General features: G+C 65.1%; 11 protein-coding genes. 8 read left to right on the forward strand and 3 right to left on the reverse strand.

Annotated elements, in window-relative coordinates; all coding sequences use genetic code 11:
* Positions 1-16: 16 nt before the first annotated feature.
* Positions 17-799, reverse strand: coding sequence for an SDR family oxidoreductase (locus A5733_RS22700; RefSeq protein WP_076241750.1), 783 nt, complete (start codon positions 797-799; stop codon positions 17-19).
* Between the two features lie 59 nt (positions 800-858).
* On the opposite strand from A5733_RS22700, the gene echA20 reads away from it, so the two are divergent.
* The 8 genes from echA20 to narI all read left to right on the forward strand — a co-directional run bounded on the left by echA20 (position 859) and on the right by narI (position 12130).
* Complete coding sequence (echA20, locus tag A5733_RS22705; protein WP_076241751.1) at positions 859-1617, forward strand: (7aS)-7a-methyl-1,5-dioxo-2,3,5,6,7,7a-hexahydro-1H-indene-carboxyl-CoA hydrolase; 759 nt, start codon at positions 859-861, stop codon at positions 1615-1617.
* Positions 1614-2504: a cholesterol ring-cleaving hydrolase subunit IpdA gene (gene ipdA, locus A5733_RS22710; protein ID WP_076241752.1), complete on the forward strand. Its 891-nt coding sequence runs from the start codon at positions 1614-1616 to the stop codon at positions 2502-2504. The genes echA20 and ipdA overlap by 4 nt, the downstream gene beginning before the upstream one ends.
* A complete protein-coding gene (gene ipdB, locus A5733_RS22715; protein ID WP_076241753.1) occupies positions 2501-3250 on the forward strand; it encodes a cholesterol ring-cleaving hydrolase subunit IpdB in 750 nt (249 codons plus the stop codon). The genes ipdA and ipdB overlap by 4 nt, the downstream gene beginning before the upstream one ends.
* 3 nt (positions 3251-3253) lie before the next feature.
* Entirely contained in the window at positions 3254-4327 is a 1074-nt protein-coding gene (gene ipdC, locus A5733_RS22720) for a (3aS,4S,5R,7aS)-5-hydroxy-7a-methyl-1-oxo-octahydro-1H-indene-4-carboxyl-CoA dehydrogenase (RefSeq protein WP_076241754.1), read from the forward strand.
* 1086 nt (positions 4328-5413) lie between these two features.
* Entirely contained in the window at positions 5414-9082 is a 3669-nt protein-coding gene (locus tag A5733_RS22725) for a nitrate reductase subunit alpha (RefSeq protein ID WP_198938916.1), read from the forward strand.
* A 44-nt stretch (positions 9083-9126) separates the two neighbouring features.
* Positions 9127-10713, forward strand: coding sequence for a nitrate reductase subunit beta (narH, locus tag A5733_RS22730; RefSeq protein ID WP_083666391.1), 1587 nt, complete (start codon positions 9127-9129; stop codon positions 10711-10713).
* On the forward strand, positions 10710-11390 hold the full coding sequence (gene narJ / locus A5733_RS22735) for a nitrate reductase molybdenum cofactor assembly chaperone (RefSeq protein ID WP_076241757.1): 681 nt from the start codon (positions 10710-10712) through the stop codon (positions 11388-11390). The genes narH and narJ overlap by 4 nt, the downstream gene beginning before the upstream one ends.
* Positions 11387-12130 carry a respiratory nitrate reductase subunit gamma gene (gene narI, locus A5733_RS22740; protein ID WP_076241758.1) on the forward strand — a complete coding sequence of 248 codons (744 nt, stop codon included), beginning with the start codon at positions 11387-11389 and terminating at the stop codon, positions 12128-12130. The genes narJ and narI overlap by 4 nt, the downstream gene beginning before the upstream one ends.
* Positions 12131-12144: 14 nt before the next feature.
* Here narI and A5733_RS22745 read toward each other — a convergent pair whose 3' ends face one another.
* Both A5733_RS22745 and A5733_RS22750 read right to left on the reverse strand, forming a co-directional pair.
* A complete protein-coding gene (locus A5733_RS22745; RefSeq protein ID WP_076241759.1) occupies positions 12145-14442 on the reverse strand; it encodes an FdhF/YdeP family oxidoreductase in 2298 nt (765 codons plus the stop codon).
* 23 nt (positions 14443-14465) lie between these two features.
* Positions 14466-15464 (reverse strand): cation diffusion facilitator family transporter, encoded by a 999-nt coding sequence (locus A5733_RS22750; protein WP_076241765.1) that lies wholly within the window; start codon positions 15462-15464, stop codon positions 14466-14468.
* Between the last annotated feature and the right edge of the window lie 97 nt (positions 15465-15561).

The following is a 15561-nucleotide window of genomic DNA, read 5'->3' on the forward strand; positions in this document are numbered from 1 at the left end:
GTGAGTGTGTCTCCTTCTATTTGATGTCTGCTGTAGTGGTCGACAGGTAATGCGGCGGTTCGCCGCCGCCGTGCACCTCCAGCGAGGCGCCGCTGATGTACGAGGCCGCAGCCGACGACAAAAACGCCGTGGCCCAACCGATGTCGGTCGGCTTGGCCAGCCGCCCCAGCGGGACGTTCCGCGAGATGGCCGCGATGGACTCGGCGTCGCCGTAGAACAGTTCGGATTGTTCAGTCTCGACCATGCCGACGACGACCGAGTTCACCCGGACCTTCGGCGCCCACTCCACGGCCAGCGTGGACGTGAGGTTGTCGATGCCGGCCTTCGCCGCACCGTAGGCCGCGGTGCCCGGCGTCGGGCGGTGGCCACTGACGCTGGAGATGTTGACGATGGAGCCGCCGGAGTCCTGCTGCTGCATCACGGCATTGGCGTGCGTAGACACCGAGAGTGCGCCGATCAGGTTCAGCTCGATGATCTTGGTGCTGAACTTCGCCGACGCGTCGGCGGCGAGCACATACGGCGAGCCGCCGGCATTGTTGACGACCACATCGAGACGGCCGTGCTTGTCGACGACGGCGTCGATCAGCGCCTTCACCGAGTCGTCATCCCGGATGTCGCAGCTGTGGAACTCGTAGGGCAGTCCCTCAACCGGACGACGTGCGCAGGTCACCACGGTGGCGCCCTGACCGGCGAAAACCGCGCTGATGCCAGCGCCAACCCCTCGCACTCCGCCGGTTACCAGGACCACCTTGCCGGCCAAACCCAAATTGATTGCACCGGCTTCTGGCGTATCGGTCACTGTGCTAGCGTACCAAGCAAGTGCTTGCTTAGGTAGCGACCCCTCCAGGAAGTGGATTGATGACGATCACCACCAAGACAGTCGAACCGGGCATCGTCTCGGTCACCGTCAACTACCCCCCGGTCAACGCCATCCCGTCGGCCGGCTGGTTCGAACTCGGCGATGCCATCACTGCCGCCGGCCGCGACCGCAGCACCCACGTGGTGATCCTGCGGGCCGAGGGCCGCGGCTTCAACGCCGGCGTGGACATCAAGGAAATGCAGAACACCGAGGGCTTCACCGCACTCATCGACGCCAACCGCGGCTGCTACCACGCATTCAAGTCCGTGTACGAGTGCGAGGTCCCAGTGGTGGCCGCAGTCAACGGCTTCTGCGTCGGTGGCGGCATCGGTCTGGTCGGCAACGCCGACGTGATCGTCGCCTCCGACGACGCCAAGTTCGGGCTGCCCGAAGTGGAACGTGGAGCGTTGGGCGCCGCGACCCACCTGTCCCGGCTGGTCCCCCAGCACCTGATGCGCCGGTTGTTCTTCACTGCCGCGACCGTTCCCGCCGAAACCCTGCATCACTTCGGCTCGGTGCACGAGGTGGTCCCGCGCGAGGAGCTCGACGAGGCCGCGCTGCGCGTCGCCCGCGACATCGCCAGCAAGGACACCCGGGTGATCCGGGCGGCCAAGGAGGCCTTGAACTTCATCGACGTGCAGCCTGTCAACGCGCGGTACCGCATGGAGCAGGGCTTCACCTTCGAACTCAACCTGTCCGGTGTGTCCGACGAGCACCGCGACGCCTTCGCCGGAACTGACAAGGGGTCCAAGGCATGACAGACAAGAGGACAACTCTCGACGAGGCAGCCGCCTCGATCGAAAGCGGCATGACCATCGGCATCGGCGGCTGGGGCTCGCGGCGCAAGCCGATGGCCCTCGTCCGCGCCCTGCTGCGCACCGACGTCAAGGATCTGACCGTGGTCACCTACGGCGGCCCTGACCTGGGCCTGCTGTGTTCGGCTGGCAAGGTCAAGCGTGTCTACTACGGCTTCGTGTCGCTGGACTCGCCGCCGTTCTACGACCCGTGGTTCGCGCGCCGTCGCACCGAAGGCGCCATCGAGGCCCGCGAGATGGACGAAGGCATGCTGCGTTGCGGGCTGCAGGCCGCCGCCCAGCGGTTGCCGTTCCTGCCGATCCGCGCCGGACTCGGCAGCGACGTCCGCGCGTTCTGGGGCGACGAACTCAAGACCGTGACGTCGCCGTACCAGACCGACGGGGCCCACGAGGAACTCATCGCGATGCCCGCACTGAACCTCGACGCGGCGTTCGTGCACATGAATCTCGGTGACGCTCAGGGCAATGCGGCCTACACCGGTATCGACCCGTACTTCGACGACCTGTTCTTGATGTCGGCCCAGCGCCGCTTCCTGTCCGTCGAGCGCGTGGTCTCCACCGAGGAACTGGTCAAAGCCGTTCCGACGCAGGCCCTCCTGATCAACCGGATGATGGTCGACTCCGTGGTGGAGGCACCCAACGGTGCCCACTTCACCACCAACGAGCCCGATTACCGGCGTGACGAGAAGTTCCAGCGCCACTACGCCGAGGCCGCCGGCTCCGACGAGACCTGGGCTGAGTTCGTCAAGACGTACCTGTCCGGCAGTGAGGACGATTACCAGGCCGCGGTGCGCAAGTTCGCCGAGGCCCAGAAAGAAGGTGCCAAGTGAGTGACGTGACCCGCGCCGAAATATGCGCCGTCGCCTGCGCCGAACTGTTCCGCGACGCCGGCGAGATCATGGCCAGTCCCATGACCACCGTCGTCCAGATCGCCGCCCGGCTGGCCCGGCTGACTTTCTCCCCCGACATCGTGCTGACCGACGGTGAGGCCCGGATCATGGCCGACACCCCGGCCATCGGCGGCTCCTTCACCGTCGAGGGCTGGATGCCGTTCAACCGCGTGTTCGAGACCCTGGCCTGGGGCAAGCGCCATGTCGTGATGGGCGCCAACCAGATCGACCGCTACGGCAACCAGAACCTGTCGGCGTTCGGACCGATCCAGCACCCGACCCGCCAGATGTTCGGCGTGCGCGGTGCGCCGGGCAACAGCATCAACCATGCCACCAGCTACTTCGTCGGCAACCACTCCAAGCGGGTGTTCTGCGAGTCGGTGGACATCGTCTCCGGAATCGGCTGGGACAAGGTTGATCCCGCCAATCCGGCCTACCGGTTCGCCAACATCTACCGCGTGGTGTCCAACCTGGGCGTGTTCGACTTCAACGGCCCCGACCACCAGATGCGCGCGGTGTCGTTGCATCCCGGTGTCGAGGCTCAGCAGGTCGCCGACAACACCTCCTTCGAGGTGCACGGGCTTGACAGCGCCGAAGAAACCCGGATGCCGACAGACGAGGAGCTCACGCTCCTGCGCGAGACCATCGATCCGAAGTCGTTGCGCGACAAAGAGGTCAAGGTCTAACGCATGGGCAAGCTCAAGACTCCGCTGACCGAACTGGTCGGGATCGAGCACCCGGTCGTCCAGACCGGCATGGGCTGGGTGGCCGGTGCGCGACTGGTTGCCGCCACCTCCAACGCCGGCGGGCTCGGCATCCTGGCGTCAGCGACCATGACGCTCGAGGAACTGCAGACCGCCGTGACCAAGGTCAAGGCCGCCACCGACAAACCCTTCGGCATCAACATGCGTGCCGATGCGGGTGATGCCGGTGCGCGCGTCGACCTCCTGATCCGCGAAGGAGTCAAAGTCGCCTCCTTCGCTCTGGCTCCCAAGCCCGAGCTGATCGCCAAGCTCAAAGACGCAGGCGTCGTGGTGATCCCGTCGGTCGGCGCGGCCAAGCACGCCAAGAAGGTGGCCGGCTGGGGTGCCGACGCGGTCATCGTGCAGGGCGGTGAAGGCGGCGGCCACACCGGTCCCGTCGCCACCACGCTGCTGCTGCCCTCGGTGCTCGACGCGGTGAAGGACACCGGCATGCCGGTGATCGCCGCGGGGGGCTTCTTCGACGGCCGCGGCCTGGCCGCTGCCTTGTCGTATGGCGCCGCTGGGGTTGCCATGGGGACCCGGTTCCTGCTGACCTCTGATTCCACCGTGCCCGACGCGGTCAAGCAGCGGTACCTGCAGGCCGCACTGGACGGCACCGTGGTCTCTACCCGTGTCGACGGCATGCCGCACCGCGTGCTGCGCACCGGCCTGGTGGAGAAGCTCGAAAGCGGCTCAGGGGTTCGCAGCCTCGCCGCCGCGGTCGGCAACGCCCAGAAGTTCAAGAAGTATTCGGGGATGTCCTGGCTTTCGATCGTCAAGGACGGACTGGCCATGCGGGAGGGCAAGGAACTCACCTGGTCGCAGATCGTCATGAAGGCCAACACAGCGATGCTTTTGAAAGCCGGTCTCGTGGATGGCAACACCGACGCCGGTGTGCTGGCCTCGGGTCAGGTGGCCGGCATCATCAACGACCTGCCGTCGTGCGCCGAGCTGGTCGAAAAGATCGTCGACGACGCCGTCGCACACCTGCGTGCTGCCTCGTCTTTCGTGGTCGACTGAACGGGGGCGCCCGCACGGGGTATCGCGCAACCGGGCGGGCGCGTCGCGCAGGGAAACCGGGTGTGCGACTTGCCCGCCTATGAGCGACTTTTCAGCGACAATCGCCTCACGAACCTATTTTCGCATCATCTGCCCCAGCGACGATCAGTACTTGCGTCACTCCAGTATCAATCAGGCTCACGCACAACAAATTTCAGGTTGACCAACTATCAGCGACAGAGTCGCTGGCATGCGGGCACTGGACACCTGATGCTCATGAGGTCAGTGGTGTGCGAGTGCCAAAATCGCGGAGCGACAATGGGACTGACGAGGCACAACGATATCAACGTGGCGATTGTCGCTGAACAGTCGCTAACAGGCGGGCGCAACGGCCATCGTCTCCCATTCCGGGACGGCTGTGACCAATGTGACTGACCGGCCAGGCACTGCACACCTTCAACAACAGGCATCCGTGGAGCCACAACGACCATTTCCACGGCTGGATCCTGGCGAACCTGTCGGCCCACCGTGGCACTGCCATTGACATCAATTGCGGCCAAGGCGCATTGGTGGCAAAACTCGCCGAACGTTCGAGCACGTCCACGGCACGGATCTGGACGCGGGGATGCGCGCCCAGGCCGCTCAACGGTCCGCCGGGCTCACCAACGTCACGATCGACGACCACAGACTCGGCGAGCTCGCGGGACCCGTCGACCTGATCACGCGATCGTCGACGCCACGCTGCCCGGTGCGGTGATGCGGCGCCGACCCGCCTTCCGGCACACCATCGCGTGGACAAAGCCGCCATTGCTTTGACGACCCGACGACGTGTTACCGCGGTGATAAATCCTGGGCCGTCCGGGCCTGACTCACGCCGCCTACCGACTGTGGCAAACGCCCGGATCTCGGCCCGCGAGGGGCACAGTTTATGCAGGTAGGCGACATGAATGCGGAATGACCGACCGATCGCCGCATGACCGCTGTGTTCCTGTGAAATGACTGCCGGGTTACCGCGCTTTCACAGCGCCCCATGGCGCCGAGTGCGTTCTTTTGAGGCACTGAAAACCGCCCTTACGCTCGTGCATCAACAGCGTGGAGGGACAGATCTTGGTTGATTCACCCGCGGGCAGTCAGACACCTGCCGATGCGTTGCTGCGACTGGGCAAGTACTTCCACCGCGGCGAAGTCTCAGACGATCACCGGACCCTGCACAAGGTCGGGGGCCGCTCGGCCGATGACTTCTACCGTGACCGGTGGGCCCACGACAAAGTGGTGCGATCAACTCATGGCGTGAACTGCACGGGGTCCTGCTCGTGGAAGATCTACGTCAAAGACGGCGTCATCACCTGGGAGTCGCAACAAACCGACTATCCATCGGTCGGCGCCGACAAGCCGGAGTACGAGCCACGCGGGTGCCCGCGCGGCGCGTCGTTCTCGTGGTACACGTATTCGCCTGCGCGCGTGCGCTATCCCTATGTGCGCGGCGTGCTGCTGGAGTACTACCGCGAGGCCAAGGAGCGGCTAAAGGATCCCGTGCTGGCCTGGGCCGACATCGTCGAAGACCCGGAGAAGTCCAAGCGGTACAAGGCCGCCCGAGGCAAGGGCGGATTTGTCCGGGCCGAATGGTGGGAGGCCGCCGAGATCGCCGCAGCCGCCCACGTCCACACGATCAAGAAGTACGGGCCGGACCGGGTGGCCGGATTCTCGCCGATCCCGGCGATGTCGATGGTCAGCCATGCCGTCGGCGCCCGGTTCATCTCGCTGCTCGGCGGGTCGATGCTGTCGTTCTACGACTGGTACGCCGACCTGCCGGTGGCCTCGCCGCAGGTCTTCGGCGATCAGACCGACGTACCCGAATCAGCCGACTGGTTCGACGCGGGCTACCTGATCATGTGGGGCTCGAACGTCCCGGTCACCCGCACTCCGGACGCGCACTACATGACCGAGGCCCGCTACCGCGGCCAGAAGGTCGTGGTGGTGTCGCCGGACTATGCCGACAACACCAAGTTCGCCGACGAATGGCTGCCGGCCCGCCCCGGTACCGATGCGGCCCTCGCCATGGCGATGGGGCATGTCATCCTCAAGGAATTCTTCGTCGACAAGCAGACGCCGTACTTCACCAACTACGTCAAGAAATACACCGACCTGCCATTCCTGGTCACACTCGTCGAACGCGACGGGAAGGTGCTGCCCGGAAAGTTCCTCACCGCAGCCGATCTCGGTGACACCGGCGAGGGGGCGGCGTCCAAAACAGTCCTGTTGGACCAGGCCGGACGGCCCGTGGTGCCCAACGGATCGCTGGGACACCGGTTCACCGCCTCCGGTGAGGGACGTTGGAACCTGGACCTGCAAGGTGTACACCCCCTGCTGACAATGCACGACAGCGACGCCAAGGCGGCCACGGTGTCCCTTCCGCGGTTCGACGGCGACCAACCGGGCGTGCTGGAGCGTGGCGTGCCGACCAGAATCGTTGCCGGACACCGGGTGACGACCGTCTTCGACCTGATGCTCGCGCAGTACGGGGTGGCTCGGGAGGGTCTGCCCGGGCAGTGGCCGTCGGGATATGACGATGCGGCCGAGCCCTATACCCCGGCGTGGCAGGAAGAGATCACCGGCGTCCCCGCCGCGGCCGCGGAACGGATCGCCCGCGAGTTCGCCGACAACGCCGAGCGTTCCAAGGGACGGTCGATGATCCTGATGGGCGCGGGCACCAATCACTGGTTCCATTCCGATCAGATCTACCGGTCATTCCTCACCCTGGTGATGCTCACCGGCTGCCAGGGCGTCAACGGCGGCGGCTGGGCGCACTACGTCGGCCAGGAGAAGTGCCGGCCCGTCACGGGTTGGGCCACATTGGCTTTCGGCCTGGACTGGCAGCGACCGCCACGGCAGATGCAGGGCACGGTGTTCTGGTATCTGGCGACCGATCAGTGGCGTTACGACCCGTTCACCTCGGAGGTGATGGCCTCACCTCTGGCCGAGGGCAAGTTCGAAGGCCGCACCGCCGCGGACAACATCGCTCTGGCCAGCCGGCTCGGCTGGATGCCGAGTTACCCCACGTTCAACCGCAACCCGCTGGATCTGGCCGACGAGGCTGACCGCCTCGGCAAAGACGCCGCCGGTTACGTGGTGGACGGCCTCAAATCGGGCCATCTGCAGTTCGCCTGCGAAGATCCAGACGCCCCGGAGAACTTCCCGCGCTGCCTGACGGTGTGGCGGTCGAACCTGCTCGGCTCGTCGGCAAAGGGCAACGAGTACTTCCTCAAACACCTGCTGGGCACCGACTCCGCGGTCGCCGCGCGCGACGAGGACGGTATCCGGCCACAAGAGGTCCGTTGGCGCGACGAGGCCCCGGTGGGCAAGCTGGATCTGTTGCTGTCCCTGGATTTCCGCAACACCAGCACGACGCTGTTCTCCGACATCGTGCTGCCCGCGGCCACCTGGTACGAAAAGCACGACCTGTCGAGCACCGACATGCACCCGTTCGTGCATGCCTTCTCTCCGGCCATCTCACCGCCGTGGGAGACGAAGACCGATTTCGATGCGTTCCACCGCATTGCCCGTGGCTTCTCCTGGCTGGCCGAAAAGCACCTCGGCAAACGCAACGACATCGTGGCCATGCCGTTGCAGCACGACAGCGCGGACGCCACCGCGCAGCCCGGCGGTCGCGTCCTGGACTGGAAAGCCGGTGAGTGCGCGCCGATTCCCGGCCAGACGATGCCCCGGCTTGTGATGGTGGAGCGCGACTACCCGGCGATCGCCGAGAAGATGGCCGCTCTGGGGCCGATGGTGGAAACCGTCGGCCTCACCACCAAGGGGGTGACGACGCATCCCGAGCCCGAGGTCGAGTACCTGTGCGGGGTCAACGGCACCGTGGTCAGCGGCGTCGCAGTCGGACGTCCGTCGTTGGCCAAGGACACCCACGCTGCTGAGGCCATCCTCGCGCTGTCGGGCACCACCAATGGGCGCCTGGCCGTCGAAGGCTTCGAGGCGCTGGAGCGTCGTACCGGCACCGAGCTGGTCGATCTCGCCAAGGAGAACGAAGGTAAACGAATCACGTTCGCCGACACCCAGGCCCGGCCGGTGCCGGTCAACACCTCGCCGGAATGGTCGGGTTCGGAGACCGGCGGCCGGCGCTACTCCCCCTTCACCATCAACACCGAGCGACTCAAGCCCTGGCACACCCTGACCGGCCGCCAGCACTTCTATCTGGACCACGACTGGATGAGTGAGCTCGGTGAGCAACTGCCGACATTCCGGCCGCCACTGGACATGACGGCGCTGTTCGACGAGCCCGTGGTAGGAAGCACAGCCGGTCGTTCGATCACCGTGCGCTACCTGACGCCGCACTCCAAATGGTCGATTCACTCTGCGTACCAGGACAACCTGTACATGCTGACCCTGTCCCGGGGCGGTCAGTGCATCTGGATGTCGGACGTGGACGCCGCCAAGATCGGCGTCAAGGACAACGACTGGATCGAGTGCACCAACCGCAACGGTGTGGTGAATGCCCGCGCCATCGTCAGCCACCGCATGCCCGAAGGTCTGGTGTTCATGTACCACGCCCAGGACAAGGCCGTCGACGTGCCACGCACCGAGAAGAACGGCAAACGCGGAGGCATCCACAACGCGCTGACCCGGATCATGATCAAACCGACGCACCTGATCGGTGGGTATGCGCAGCAGTCCTTCGCCCTGAACTACCACGGGCCCACCGGAAATCAACGCGACGAGGTGACCACGATTCGTCGTCGCTCGCAGGAAGTGGAGTACTAGACGATGACCGGACACGAAGCTTGCGGAGTGGACCAATGAGGATAATGGCGCAGCTGGCGATGGTGATGAACCTCGACAAGTGCATCGGCTGCCACACCTGCAGTGTCACCTGCAAGCAGGCCTGGACCAACCGCAGCGGTGTGGAGTACGTGTGGTTCAACAATGTGGAAACCCGTCCCGGGCAGGGTTATCCGCGTCAATATCAGGACCAGGAGCGCTGGAAGGGCGGCTGGACGCTGAACAAGCGCGGCAAGCTCACCCTCAAGTCGGGCTCCCGGTTCAAGCGTCTGCTGAACATCTTTGCCAATCCCGACCTGCCCACGGTGTCGGACTACTACGACCCGTGGACCTACGACTACGAGAACCTGCTCGCCGCACCGGCCATGGACACCACGCCGGTGGCACGGCCCAAGTCGCTGATCACCGGTCGCGACACCAAGGTCACCTGGGGAGCCAACTGGGACGACGATCTGGGCGGCGGCCCGGAGCAGGTGAGCCGAGACCCGTTGCTGGGCAAGCTCGAAGACAAGGTCAAGCTCGAGTTCGAGCAGACGTTCATGTTCTACCTGCCGCGGATCTGTGAGCACTGCCTCAACCCGGCCTGCGCCGCAGCGTGTCCCTCCGGCGCCATCTACAAGCGTTCCGAAGACGGCATCGTGCTGGTGGATCAGGACAAGTGCCGAGGCTGGCGCCAGTGCGTCACCGGGTGTCCGTACAAGAAGATCTACTTCAACCACAAGACCGGCAAGGCCGAGAAGTGCACGTTCTGCTATCCGCGCGTCGAGGTCGGCATCCCCACGGTGTGTTCGGAGACCTGTGTCGGCCGGCTCCGCTACATCGGCGTGATGTTGTACGACGCCGACGCGGTGTTGGAGGCGGCATCGGTCACCGAAGACAAGGACCTCTATCCCTCCCAGCTCGGCGTGTTCCTCAACCCGCATGATCCCCGGGTGGTGGCCGAAGCCGAGCGGGCCGGCATCTCCCCCGAATGGATTGACGCCGCGCAGAATTCACCGGTGTACCGGCTGATCGTCGACTACCAGGTGGCCCTGCCGCTGCATCCGGAATACCGGACCATGCCGATGGTGTGGTACGTGCCGCCGCTGTCGCCGGTGGTCGACATCCTGAAAGAGACCGGTCACGACGGCGAGAACAAGAACAACCTGTTCGGCGCCATCGACACACTGCGAATCCCGGTCGAATACCTGGCCGAGCTGTTCACCGCGGGTGACGTCGCACCCGTCCGGGCCGCGCTGCAACGACTGGCCGCCATGCGCGCCTACATGCGCTCGGCGAACCTGGGCGAAGAGTTCGACGAGACCATCCCGGCGTCGGTGCGGTTGAGTGGCGACGAGATCGAATCGATGTACCGGTTGCTGGCCATCGCCAAATATCAGGACCGCTATGTCATCCCGACCGGGGCCGGTTCGGATGCGCACCGGCTCGACGCCCTGGCCACCGGTTGCAGCCTGAATGGCGACGGCGGACCAGGGATGACGGCATTCGACACGATGGTGGACAAGTTCCATCTGACCCACACCAATGACGCTGTTCCGCAAGGTGACCCGACCCGGGTCAACCTGCTCAACTGGGACGGCCGGAGCACAGACGGGTTGTTGCCGACCACATGAAGCTACTCACCCGCACCCGCAGGACAGGCACCGGCTCTGCCCTGTCCGAGCGCCAGCAGCGCCTGGTGTGGCGCGTCACTGCCTTGATGCTCGACTACCCGACGGCCGAAACCGCCGCGCTCGTCGACCAATTGGATGCCATATCCGACGAACTTCCGGAATCGGTGCGAGCGCCGCTGACCGAGTTCGCATTGCGGTTCCGGCAGGCAGACACCATGCAACGGGCAGCCAACTACGTCGAGACCTTCGACATGCGTCGGCGTTCCAGCCTTCACCTCACCTATTACGCCTACGGCGACACCCGCAAGCGCGGTATGGCGCTGCTGCGGTTCAAGCACGCCTACCGGCAGGCCGGCCTGGACGTCGGTGAATTGGAGAACACGGAGCTGCCCGACTACCTGCCGATGGTGCTCGAGTTCGCCGCCACCGTCGATCACGCCCAAGGGGAACGGCTGCTGGCCGAACATGTCCCGGTGCTCGAGCTGCTGCGGCTTTCTCTGCAGGACAACGAGTCCTACTACGCGGGTCTGCTGGCGGCGATCCTGTCCACACTGCCGCCAGTGAACAGCGCTGACCGCCGCCGCATCGCCCAACTGGCCGCCGAGGGTCCGCCCGACGAGGACGTCGGGCTGGATCCGTTTGCGATGGATCCCATGGCTTCAGGAGGTCGAGCATGAGCAACGTGTTGTGGATGACCCTGCCCTACATCGCCTTCACGTCGTTCGCACTCGGGCACATCTGGCGTTACAGGGCCGACCAGTTCGGTTGGACCACACGGTCTTCCCAGATCTACGAGAGCAGGTTACTGCGCCTGGGCAGTCCGTTGTTCCATTTCGGCATCCTGGGCGTGCTAGCCGGTCACGTTGTCGGGCTGCTGATCCCGCAGTCGTGGACCTCGGCCGTCGGCGTTTCCGAACACGTCTACCACCTGATGTCGGTGAGCATGGGGGCATTGGCCGGCATCGCCGTCGTCGCCGGAGTGGGCATCCTGCTGTACCGCCGGGTGACCGTGCCCGAAGTGCGCACCGCGACCACACTCAACGACAAGGTGATGTACCTGCTGCTGGTCGGTGCGCTGGCCACCGGGATGCTGAACACGCTGACCAACGTCTTCTCGACGTACAACTATCGCGAGACGGTGTCGCCGTGGTTCCGCAGCCTGTTCACCCTGCACCCGGCGCCCCAGTTGATGGCCGAGACGCCGTGGACGTTCCAGGCCCATGTTCTGATAGTCGTTGCCCTGCTCGGCTTCTGGCCCTACACCCGGTTGGTGCACATGTTCAGCGCGCCGATCGGCTATCTGGTCCGTCCCTTTGTGATCTACCGCAGCCGCGATCCGCAGCGGGCCGGGAAGAACCGCTACGCCAAGGCCTGGGTGACGCCGCAGGCCCCGCCGGCCCGCAGCCGGTGGGTGTGAGCGAACATGCTTTCTCAGCCCGGGGCGGACTTCTGGACGCGGACGCGGATGTTCTTCATGATGGGCTGATCGCTCTGGGTGCTGTAGTCGCCGATCGCGCACAGGACATTCATCTCGGGCATGTACCCCGCGGCGCAACCGGGCGGGATGCCATATGGAATGGCCTTGTAGTGCCGCAGCGAGCGCGTGCTGCCATCGCGGGCAGTGGCGACGATGTCGACGTCGTCGAACTCCTTGAGCCCGCGGTCGGCCATGTCCTGCGCATTCATGAAAACCAAGGTGCGCAGGTTCTTGACGCCGCGATACCGGTCGCTGTCGGAGTAGATGGTGGTGTTCCACTGATCGTGCGAGCGCAGCGTCGCCAAGGTCAAGGTGCCCGCCTCGGTGCTGTCGTCCGGTAGCCCGACCGCCGAGAACTCGGCACGCCCGGACGGGGTCAGGAAAATCAGTTCCCGTGCGGGCTGCTTGATCCGGAAGCCCAGCGGCAGGCGGACCCGCCGATTGAAATCCTCGAAACCGTTGAGCACCTTGGCCATGGTGTCCCGGATGCGGTCGTAGTCTTCGACATACCAACTCCACGGTGTACTGCTGGAAGGAAGTGCGGCCCGCGCGATCCCGGCGATGATGGCGGGCTCGGACATCAGGTGCGGCGACGCGGGCTTCTTCATCCCGACCGAGAGGTGCACCATGCTCATCGAATCCTCGACCGAGGCGGACTGCACGCCGGCCTTCTGATGATCCTTTTCGGTACGGCCCAGGCAGGGCAGGATCAGGGCGCGGCGGCCGTGGATCACGTGGCTGCGGTTGAGTTTGGTGCTGACCTGGACGGTGAGATCACATTTCTGCAGCCCGGCGAAGGTGTACGCGGTGTCTGGGGCGGCACTGGCGAAATTGCCTCCCATCCCGACGAATACCTTCACTTCGCCGCGGTTCATGGCCTCGATGGTGCGCACGGTGTCCAGACCGGGCTCGCGTGGCGGGTCGATCCCGCACACGTCGGCGAGCCGGTCGAGGGAGGCTCCGGCCGGCCGGTGGTCGATGCCACAGGTGCGGTTGCCCTGCACATTGCTGTGCCCCCGCACCGGTGACGGCCCGGCGCCCTCGCGACCCAGGTTGCCGCGCAGTAAAAGGAGGTTGACGATCTCGCGCACGCTGTCCACGCCGTGCTCGTGCTGGGTGACGCCGAGACACCAGCTGATGATGCTGCGGTCGGCGTCGCGGTAGATTATGGCGGCTTTGCGGATATCCGCTTCGCACACACCGGATTTGTATTCGATCTCTTCCCACGAGGTAGCTTCGACGGTCGACCGGTAGCCCTCGAAACCCGTCGTATAACGCTCGATGAACTCGATATCCAGCGCCTTCGGGTCGGTTTGCGCCTGTTCCAGAACGGCTTTCGCGATGCCACGGATCAGCGCCATGTCACCGCCGATGCGGGGTTGGAGATTCAGCGTGCTGGTCTTGGTGGAGCGGAACGTGGCCATGCGCAGAAAGTCGTGCGGGATGATGGTCTTGGTCGCTCCGGCTTCCACCAACGGGTTGATGTGCACGATCGCCGCGCCCCGGCGGTAGGCGTCAGCCAGCGCGGTGAGCATGCGCGGCGTATTGGATGCGGCGTTGACGCCGATGATGAAGAGCGCGTCGGCAGTCTGCCAATCTTGAAGGTCGACAGTGCCTTTGCCCGTTCCGAGCGCCGCCGTCAAGGCCCGACCGCTGGCTTCGTGGCACATGTTCGAGCAATCCGGCAGATTGTTGGTGCCGAGTTCGCGCGCCATCAGCTGGTACAGGAACGTGGCTTCGTTGCCCAGCCGACCCGAGGTGTAGAACGACGCCTGGTTCGGGTCTTCCAGATCTGCCAGGGCCGTGCCCACGAGGTCGAACGCGTCACGCCAGCTGATCGGTTCGTAATGATCGGTCTCGGCGTTGTACACCATAGGCTCGGTCAGCCGGCCTTGATCTTCGAGGGCGAAGTCGCTCCAGGTCGCCAGCTCGGCGACGGTGTGTTGGGCGAAGAATTCCGGACCGCAGCGCTTGTGCGTCATCTCCCAGGTGACGTGTTTGATGCCGTTCTCGCAGATGTCGAGTTTGAGCCCCTTCAGGTCGTCGGGCCAGGCGCAGCCTGGACAGTCGAAACCGCCGTCCTCGTGGTTCATCTTCATGATCGCTCGGGGGCCGTCGATAGGCTCGCGCTCGCGGATCAAGAACTTGGTGACGCTCGTGGCCGCGCCCCATCCTGCCGCGGGGTGGTGGTAGGGATGAAATTCAGGCTGGTCGTGCCCCTCGGCGTCGGTGCGCGGCTCGATGCGGGTCATTACTCAAGTCTGCGCGCCGCACATCAGTCACGTACGTGGTTTTGCGGTCGATCCTGCCGGTACCAGTCGGGTAGCTCCTCGGGCCGTAGGTCGGTGGGATCACCGGGGCGGGTCAGGGTGAGGACCGCACGCACGATCTCCGGGCGGCTCTGCAAGGCATCGGCGATCGCGTGGAGCCGGGCGGCTACGTCAGACTCGGCGGCGTCGCCAATCAGATCGACCGCGGCTACCAGGTAGATGCGGTCGGCGCCAACCCATTCCATGTGCAGATAGCTGACCCGTTCGATGTCGGTGTGGTTGAGCAACTGCCACAGCACGCTGTTGCGGGCCAGTGGGGTTGCCGCCTCACCGGTCAGAAAGTCCATGTTGCGTCCGATGAGGAACAGGGCGACGCCACCCAGCAGCACACCGACCAGGATCGAGCCGAGCGCATCCCACACCGCGTTTCCGGTGAGCTGGTGTGCCAGGACTCCGAGCGCCGCGATCACCAAGCCGATCAGCGCGGAGAGGTCTTCGGCGAATACCGCGCGCAGCATCGGATTCGAGGTCACCCTGATATAGCGCAGTGGGTGGATACGCCGTTGCACCGCACCCGATCTCGTCTGATGAAGCGCCTGCGCAAACGACGTGCCCTCGAGCACGAACGCGACGCCGAGCACGGCGTAGGCCCAGCCGTACGACGTCGCCTCACCTTCGCCGCCGAGCGAGGAGATCCCGTGCCAGATCGACACCACCGCGCCGACGGTGAACAACCCGAAGGCGGCGAACATCGACCAGATGTAACCGGCCCGCCCGTAACCCAATCGGTGTTCGGCGTCGGCCGGCTTCATCGACTTGCGGGTGCCGATCAACAGGAACACCTCGTTGCCGGTGTCCGCCCAGGAGTGCGCCGCCTCGGCAAGCATGGACGCCGAGCCGGTGATGCCTGCGACCACGGTTTTGGCGACCGCGATCAGGGCGTTGGCACCGAGTGCGACGGCGACGGTCAGGGCGCTCTCGTCGCCTTTAACCTCCGTGCTCATCACCCACACTTACCCAGTGCCGAGCAGACGCAAAACCCCCCCCGGGCCGGGCAAACGGGGGGTTTTGGGGGGGTGGGGGGGACGGCGGGGGCGAGCC

The organism is Mycobacterium sp. NS-7484 (assembly GCF_001953975.1).
Taxonomy (GTDB): domain Bacteria; phylum Actinomycetota; class Actinomycetes; order Mycobacteriales; family Mycobacteriaceae; genus Mycobacterium.